Raw genomic sequence first — 8,078 nt, 5'->3', positions numbered from 1 at the left:
GGGCCGGCCCGGGCAGGATCGGCCGCGGGCGGCCCCGGGAGCCGCGTGGGCGATTCCGGGGGTCATCCGGGAAAGCCCCCGGGAATCCACGTGTCGAACTGGGCGGCTGGCGCGGCAATGTGCACCGGGCCGGTGAAGACCTGGCGGGCGTCGGCCTGCCGGGCCGCCAGCCACCGCGGGTCGGCGGAGATGAAATGGGTCAGGACGAGCTGCCCGGCGTCCGCCTCGGCCGCGGCGGTACCGGCGTCGGTGGCGCACAGATGACCGTGCGGCCCGTTGTCGGCGATCTCCAGGGTGGCTTCGGCCAGCAGCAGGTCCACGTCGCGGGCCAGGGGGATCAGCGCGTCTGTCCAGCCGGTGTCGCCGGTGTAGGCGAGGCTGCCCGCCGGGCTGTCCAGCCGGACACCGCAGTTGGGGATGGCGTGACGCAGCGCGTGCATACTGATCGTGCAGTCACCCACCGTGAAACTCTCGCCCGGGACGTACTCCCGTACGTCGAAGGCGAGGTCGAACGCCCTGTCCAGCAACGGGATGGTCGCCACCGGAAAGAGCTCCGCGAGCTTCCGCAGGGTCGCGCGCCCGCCGGCCGGGACATAGAGCGGAATCGGCGTGAGCCGGGTGGTGCCGGCCGCCTCCAAGATCTCCGGCAGGGTGGGGAAGGACGCGCCATACCGCGCGTGCCGGCTCAGGAGAGTTTTTCCGACCGGCAGCAGATCATAGCAGTGATCCAGGTGGAAATGACTGATCACCACCGCGTCCAGCATTTTTGGATGCCCTATCATGCTGAGCGCCAGCGCCACACCGGGACCGCAGTCGAGCAGGATCCTGGTGCTGTCGGTGCTCACGAGATAACCCGAACTGCCCTGGCCACCGGAAGGCATTCCCGAACGGCAGCCGAGGACGGTGAGATGCATCTGCGAAATGTCCGATCTTCTGAAATACCGGAATCCGGGGACTCCGGAGCACTGGTGTGATGTGGTATGCCGAGGCGCCCCGACGGCGTAACGTGTGGATCTTTGTGATGCCGCCGGAGAATTTTGGGTCCTGGGAACCGGGGGTGCACGGTTCCCCCGGTTCCAGCGATGTTGCTAGCAGCTTGTGGCCCTGGCAACGAGCAACTTCCAGCCATACGATTACGAACGCTTATCACCGCTGTTCACTGCCCTCGCCGCCGCTCACCAGGCTGGCCGTGCCGCCGGGATGCCATGCCCGGCCGGCATGACTCCCAGCCGGCATGACTCCCGGCCGGGACGTGCCGGGACGGCCCGGCAGGTCCACCGGCGCTGTCTGTCGGCGGTCGTCCGGGAGCCGGCGCGGCCCGGTACGGCCCGGTACGGCCCGGTACGGCCCAGCGTGGCCCGGCCTTCGTACCGGGTCGGGCCGGCAGCGGCCGGCGACGCCCGGTCAGCGCTCGACGTATTACGCGGAAAAGTGCCCACCGGCCGCTTTCTCCAGTTTTCGCCCAGCCCGTCACGGCCTGGTGGTGAACGAAACGCGAAGCGACGACAAATGATGCGGGAATCCTGCCTGCGACCCACCGGATCCGGCCTCGCTCAATAGCTGTCCAATAGCTTTCCCGAATGGATCTATACGATCGGGAAACAACCGTTGACGGTCCTCGGTGCGCCGCCGGACAATTTTTCCGGTGGCGGCGTTCACGGCGCACCGGGCGCGATTCGCCCATTGGCCGGCCGGTACGGACGCCCCGACCGGTGGTCCCCGGAGACGGCGACACGAAGAAACTACGGCTCGAAGAAACGGCAACACGAAGAAACGGCGGCGCAAAGAAGAGGACGGCGTGAGGAAGGCGACGGCCGGCTCTTCGTGGACAGGGGGAGGCCGCATGGTCACCGGCACGTTGCACGATGCGCTTGACCGGGCTGCAGCCCACGGCCGGGACACCCGGGTCGACTTCCCGTCCGAGCCGGCTTCCATCACCCTCGGTGATCTCGCTGATTCCACCCGGGTGATGGCGCGCTCGCTGGCCGCGGCAGGCGTGGGACCGGGCAGCCTGGTCGGGATCTTCAGCCAGAACGCACCCGAGTTCCTCCAGGCGCTGTTCGCCATCACCAGGACCGGCGCGGCGGCCTGCCCGTTGCCGCTGCCCACGGCGGCCTGGGATCTGGCGGGGCACGCGCACCGGCTGGCGCGGATCGTGTCGGTCGCAGGCATCCGCGACGTGGTTGTCTCCTCCCGCTTCCGGGGGCTGGCCAGCCGTTTCAACGGTGCCGTGGGTGACGTGGCCTTCGTCCGCGCCGCCGATCTGCTGGCGGCCGCGCCTCCGCCCGGGCGACTGCCCCTGGTCGACGCGGCCCAGACGGCCATCGTCCAGTTCACCTCGGGAAGCACCGCCGCCCCCAAGGGGGTCCGGCTCACCCACGCCAACACGCTCGCGGGCATCGAGGCGATCAGCGAGGGGATCGACCTCGGCCGGGACGGCGACGGAGGCGGCAGCTGGCTGCCTCTCTTCCACGACATGGGACTGTTCGCGACCCTGTCCGCGATCATGCGTAACGTCCCCATGACAGTGTGGTCACCCGCCTCCTTCGTCAAGGACCCGGCACGATGGCTGCGCCAGTTCCTGGCGTCCGGGGCGACGATCTCCCCCGCTCCCAACTTCGGCTACGACCAGCTGGTCGCCGCCGTGCCCCCGGGGGAGGTGGCGGAGCTGGACATGCGTCACTGGCGGGTCGCCTTCAATGGTGCCGAGCCCATCGCGCTGGCTTCGGTCGAGCGGTTCCTGGAACACTTCGCGCCGGCCGGTTTCGCCCCTGAGGCGATGTTCCCGGTGTACGGGATGGCCGAGGCGACGCTGGCGGTCACCTTTCCCCCGCTGGGCCGGCCGCCGGTGTCGGTCTGGGTTGACCGGGACCTGCTGGCCAATGCCGGGCGCGTCCAGCGGGTGCCACCCGAGCATCCACGCGCGCGGGCTGTCATCGCCGTGGGCCGCCCGGTGCGCGGGGTCGACCTGCGAATCTCCAGCCCCGACGCCGGCGAGCTGCCTGCCGACGCCCAACGGGTCGGCGAGATCGAGATCCACGGGGATCCGGTGACGTCCGGCTATCTGCTGGCGGAGGGAACCGACGACGACACCTTCACCGCGGACGGTTGGCTCCGTACCGGAGACCTGGGTTTCCATCTGGGTGACGACGTGTTCGTCACGGGACGAACAAAGGAAATGATCATCATTCATGGGACGAACTTCTACCCCGAGGACGTCGAGGGCATCGCCCGTGACGTCCCCGGGGTGTTCAAGCGCCGCTGCGTGGCTGTCGCCGGCCGCGCCCATGACAGCGACCGTGACGACGGCCGCGGCGGGCACGGCTGGGATGCCGGCCCGCACGGGAGCGACGGCACAGAAGTGATCACTCTGCTCGCGGAGACGAGCCTCGACGACCCGGCCGCACGTGACCGGCTCGCCGGTGATCTGCGTGCCCAGATCACCGGAACGCTTGGCCTGTCCGACCTGGCGGTATGCCTGGTGCCCCCGAGCACGCTCCCCCGCACGTCCAGCGGCAAGTTCCAACGCCTGGCCATCCGTGAACGATCATGGAAGCCTCCGCTCTGACACCGCGGGCCCGCCGCCCAGTTCACCGACGCCCGGTTCACCGGCACAACAGAGTTCGACGTCACAGAGCTTGATGTCACAGGGCCCGATGTCACAGGGCCCGACGTAACAGCCCGGCGTGGTCCTGCCACGAAGATCGCGCACTGTGACCCTCGCCCGGGCCGCCCGGGCCGCCCGGACCGGCCCCGAAGCCCGCAGCAGCCCGCACGCGAAGTCCGCGAAGGAAGCCGATGCACAGTTACGATGTCTTCCGCCAGTACGAACGTCATCAGTGGCAACTCGCCGACCTGCCGTTCGACAAGATCGATCGCGACCTGGTCGACCCCGACTACGTCACACTGGCGAAAAGCGCGGTGATGGGCGAGTCGAACTCGATAGCCGCCCAGCACGGCTTTTTCAACGAGTTCGTCGATGACTACGACTTCTCCGCTTTCGTGGCGATCTGGGGCTTTCAGGAACTTCAGCACCACTACGCGTTCCGGGCCTGGCTGGAAGCACTGGGCGTCCACGTCGAGGCGGCTCCCGTCGAAGCGATGCGGGAACCGTACGCGCCCGGCACGACACCGGCCGCAACCCTCGCAACGAACATCATTTCGGAACTGACGGTGAACCACGTCTACCGGGCCGTCTCGGACTGGGTGGCCGAGCCGGTGCTGCGGACAATCATGCGGGACGCCAGCCGGGACGAGGCAGCCCACGCCCGCGAGTTCATCTACTTCGCCCGCAGGCGCCTGGCCGCGCATCCGCGGGAGCTGCCATCCGTCCTCGAAACGCTCTATGTGTACACCTCCGGCACACGGATCAGGCATCCGGTGAGTGTTTTCAAAAGCGAACTGCCGGAACTGCGCGAGCACGAGACGATAGACACCGGCTTCGAGTTCTTCCTTACCAGGGCCGGCGGGGCCTGCGAGCTCGACCGCCTCCAGGTGAAGATCCGCCGGGCCTTCGGTGCCCTGACCGGCCTGGACCTCGCCAGCAACGCGCGTATCCGGCGCGCGCTGGCCGAAGCACTGGTATGACACCCGCCGGATCCGGCCCGAGCGGGTGGACAGCTTCGGCCGGCAATCCGGTGGCCGTCTTTTTCGTATCGTCAGCAGCCCGATGCCGTGAAACACGACACGTTTTGGAGAGAAATTGTCCGCCACCCACGAGCAGATCGTCGCTGTCGTCACCGACATCGTGACCGGCGAGCTCGGCCTCGCCACCGGCAGTGTGACTCCGTCCACCGACCTCCGCTCGATCGAGGGGGCCGACTCGGTCAAGGTACTCCGGATGATCTCCAGAATCGAGCAGCGTTTCGACGTCGAGCTGGAGGACGAAGACGTCTTCGGTGTCTCCTCCGTCCATGACATCGCGCTGGTCGTGGCGAAGGCCCTCATCCCGGACCCGTCATGACGACGATCACGGACCCGAGGACGGACACCGCCGTCGCCGACACCAATCAGCACTACGACCTCGACCCGGAGGTCTTCGGCCTCTTCCTCGATCCGTCGCGCAAGTACAGCTGCGGGCTGTACAGGTCCGAGACGGACACCCTGGCGGACGCGCAGATCAACAAGCTGCGCTTCGTCGCCGAACGCCTGGGCCTGCGAGGCGGCGAGCGCCTGCTCGACGTGGGCTGCGGCTGGGGATCCCTGTTGCTGTTCATGGCACGGGAACACGCCTGCCGGGCAACCGGCATCAGCCCGGCGGCCCGCCAGCACGCCTACATAAGCGGCCGGGCCCGTGAACTCGGTGTGGCCGACCGGGTCAGCACCTGGCAGGGGCATTTCGAGGAGATCGACCTGCCCGCCGGCGGCTTCGACGCGGTGACCATGCTCGGATCCATCGTGCACATGCCCGATCTGGCCGCCGTGTTCGCCAGGGCCCGAGCGCTGCTGCGCCGCGGTGGCGCCCTTTACGTGTCGGAAAGCTGCTTTCGCAACGCGTCCGCGCACGAGACGTTCCACCGTCGCGCCGGTACCCGGTTCGTCGGCGAGACAATCTTCGGCTGGGGTGACATGCGCCCGCTGTCCGACCTGGTCCGTGGCGCCGAGGACGCCGGCTTCTCCATCGTCGGCCTGGACGACCTCACCGCGGACTACCGTCGCACGATCGACGACTGGCTGGCGAACGTCCGCTCCGCCACCGGCGCCATCGAGCGGATCCGGCCAGGTCTCGCCGGCGAGCTCGAGCGCTACCTGGAGATCGCCAACGCCGGATGGGGCTACACCACCAAGCACTACGCCCTGACGTGCCGGAAGGCACGATGACCAGCCCACCGCTCCAGGACCCGGCCCTGTTGCCGTTGCTGCGGCCCGGCGGCCGCGTGCCGGAGCGGCAGGCACGGTGAAAAAACGGCAGGAGGACCGATGACCGTCGTGGACGGCAGCCCGGCAGGGGAAACCCTGGCTGCACCACCGTCGGAACAGGATGCGCGCCGGCTCCTGCCGGCCGCCGACATCGAGCATGCGGTCACCTCGTTCATGGCTGCCTCGCCGTCGACACGCCGCTTCGACGTGGAAAGCGACTTCGACTGGAACAGCGCGGACTGCGGGAGGCTGACCGAGGGGCAACGGTCCGCGGTCCGTTTCATCACCCTGATCGAGGATCACCTTCCCGGCTACTTCGCTCTCTACAACCGGTTCTTCCCCCTCGATGGCGATGTCGGCCCGGCGGACTTCGTCCGTAACCGGGAGCTGTACCACTTCACGGTCCGCTGGGCGCAGGAGGAGGACACCCATGCCCGCGCTCTCTTCCGCTATCAGGTGGCCTCCGGGCTCGCCGAGCCCGAACGGCTGCGCCTCGAGCTCGCCGAGGAGGGCCGGCGGAGGTTCACCCTGCCCTTCGACAGCCCGGTCTCGCTGTTCACCTACACCCTCGTGCAGGAGAAAGCGACGCAGCTCTACTATCAGCAGCTTCGCGCCGTGATCGATGAGCCGGTTCTCGCGGAGATCCTGAACCGGCTCAGCCGGGACGAGGCCCGTCACTTCTCGTTCATGGCGGACATGGTGGAGCGATACCTGATCCGGTACGGCGACACCGTCGTGGAACCGATCCGGGACGTGATAGCGAACTTCCGGATGCCGCTGGCGGACACCATCAAGGGCTACTGGCGATGGGCGCTGCGGATCGCGGACACCGCGCGATACGACCATACCGACTCCTACGAACATCTGATCCGGGTCATCAGGCGCGCTGTCGACGCGCCGTCGGACCGGGTGGAGGCGTTGACCCAGTTCATCTCCGCCTGCCGCACCCCCGGGTAGATTTGTCGGCGTGAGCCTGCCAGCGCGGGCCCGTTTCACACCAGTCGTGCCTGTTGATCACCGACACGACTGGTCCACCGGATTTTTCACGCCACCCACCGGACACTGCGAACCAGCGGCGGAAGGTGGAAACGGACGGCGCCGACGGCGTAGTCGCCCCAGCCGCGTTCCGCCGCATAACCGTCGGCAGCGGCAACGCTTTCAAAAAGAATCACCACCTCTGTGACAGCGGACCGGTCGTTCCCGTCGAAGAGGACCACCGCGTACAGCGACGGCGTCGATTCCGCCGCGGGCCCACGGGGCAGTCGCCGCGCCGGCTGCCGCGGCGGCGGTACGGCTGTCATGTCGGCTCCTTCCGGCCAGGGTGCGGCGTCTGCGGTATCCACCGTGTCCGCAGCGTCCACAGAGCGGATGGGCCTGCCCCGCCGCCGCGAGCACCCGGATCTGGCATCGTCACGGTTTGTCATCGCCAGCCCTTCAGATCGCTGCCTGAGATCACTTCCTGGGACCGTTTCCCGTTCGAGGCGGCTGCCATGACGAGCGATGCCCAGCTCGACAGCACCACTCGACGGTGTCACCGGTGACATCCGCTGGGGCGGGATTCGCCCGTCACCGAACAGTGAACATCAGCGCCGTGGCAGAATGCAGCGCCTGCGTCTGGCGGATCCCAAGCCGATCGTCTGGGCGGAAACCGACACGAGAATGGCATCAAACTGGTAGCCGGGAGACCGGCGCAGTCCTTCCGAACTCCTGCCGCGTGGCGAGCTGGTACAGAAAACTGGTGGGTGCCAGACCAGCCACGCGGAAAGGAACGACAAAATCACACGATGGAAACATCAACAGCACAACAAATTCACAACCAGCTCATCCGGATGCTCCGTCGCGGCGGCCGTCCCACCGAGCTGATCACGTACACCCCGGAATTCGTCGACCTGGTCTGGCCCGCCGAGGCGGGCATGCCCCGGCAGGCCATCCACGACCGGGCGCTGCGCGCCCACCGGATGCTCACCGCCGCCGTCGCCGCCATGGAACAGCCGCACAGCGAAGCAATCGGAATCATGCTGTGCCTGTGGCCGGGCACCCTCGGCCTGACCCTCGACCAGAGACGGGAACGGGCCGCCCGCCTTTTCGGCATCCAGTCCGACACGTTCCGCCGCTCGGCCCACGAGGGGCGCCTCGTGCTCAGCCTCTCCCTGGAGATCTACCAGCGGGTCCGGGACCGCCACGACCGGCGGCGGACCCTGCCCACCGCGGATCACGGC

General features: G+C 68.0%; 8 protein-coding genes. 6 read left to right on the top strand and 2 right to left on the bottom strand.

Features of this window, described 5'->3' with window-relative positions:
* Positions 1-62 precede the first annotated feature (62 nt).
* Positions 63-914: an MBL fold metallo-hydrolase gene (locus AC5LUJ_RS14025; RefSeq protein WP_250280748.1), complete on the bottom strand. Its 852-nt coding sequence runs from the start codon at positions 912-914 to the stop codon at positions 63-65.
* A 929-nt stretch (positions 915-1,843) separates the two neighbouring features.
* On the opposite strand from AC5LUJ_RS14025, the gene AC5LUJ_RS14020 reads away from it, so the two are divergent.
* The 5 genes from AC5LUJ_RS14020 to AC5LUJ_RS14000 all read left to right on the top strand — a co-directional run bounded on the left by AC5LUJ_RS14020 (position 1,844) and on the right by AC5LUJ_RS14000 (position 6,816).
* A complete protein-coding gene (locus AC5LUJ_RS14020; protein ID WP_250280750.1) occupies positions 1,844-3,568 on the top strand; it encodes an AMP-binding protein in 1,725 nt (574 codons plus the stop codon).
* A 230-nt stretch (positions 3,569-3,798) separates the two neighbouring features.
* On the top strand, positions 3,799-4,587 hold the full coding sequence (locus AC5LUJ_RS14015; RefSeq protein ID WP_250280752.1) for a ferritin-like domain-containing protein: 789 nt from the start codon (positions 3,799-3,801) through the stop codon (positions 4,585-4,587).
* Positions 4,588-4,702: 115 nt separating this feature from the next.
* Positions 4,703-4,963: an acyl carrier protein gene (locus tag AC5LUJ_RS14010; RefSeq protein ID WP_250280754.1), complete on the top strand. Its 261-nt coding sequence runs from the start codon at positions 4,703-4,705 to the stop codon at positions 4,961-4,963.
* Positions 4,960-5,820, top strand: coding sequence for an SAM-dependent methyltransferase (locus AC5LUJ_RS14005; RefSeq protein WP_250280757.1), 861 nt, complete (start codon positions 4,960-4,962; stop codon positions 5,818-5,820). The genes AC5LUJ_RS14010 and AC5LUJ_RS14005 overlap by 4 nt, the downstream gene beginning before the upstream one ends.
* A gap of 99 nt (positions 5,821-5,919) precedes the next feature.
* Positions 5,920-6,816 (top strand): acyl-ACP desaturase, encoded by an 897-nt coding sequence (locus AC5LUJ_RS14000; protein ID WP_250280759.1) that lies wholly within the window; start codon positions 5,920-5,922, stop codon positions 6,814-6,816.
* Positions 6,817-6,902: 86 nt separating this feature from the next.
* Here AC5LUJ_RS14000 and AC5LUJ_RS13995 read toward each other — a convergent pair whose 3' ends face one another.
* Positions 6,903-7,160, bottom strand: coding sequence for a hypothetical protein (locus tag AC5LUJ_RS13995; RefSeq protein WP_250280761.1), 258 nt, complete (start codon positions 7,158-7,160; stop codon positions 6,903-6,905).
* Positions 7,161-7,643: 483 nt separating this feature from the next.
* Here AC5LUJ_RS13995 and AC5LUJ_RS13990 point away from each other — a divergent pair.
* A partial coding sequence (locus AC5LUJ_RS13990; RefSeq protein ID WP_493465065.1) for a hypothetical protein occupies positions 7,644-8,078 on the top strand: 435 nt, incomplete at its 3' end.

This window comes from Protofrankia sp. CiP1_Cm_nod3, assembly GCF_982290655.1.
Note: the sequence above shows the minus strand (reverse complement) of the source record. Positions and strands in the feature narration are given on the sequence as shown.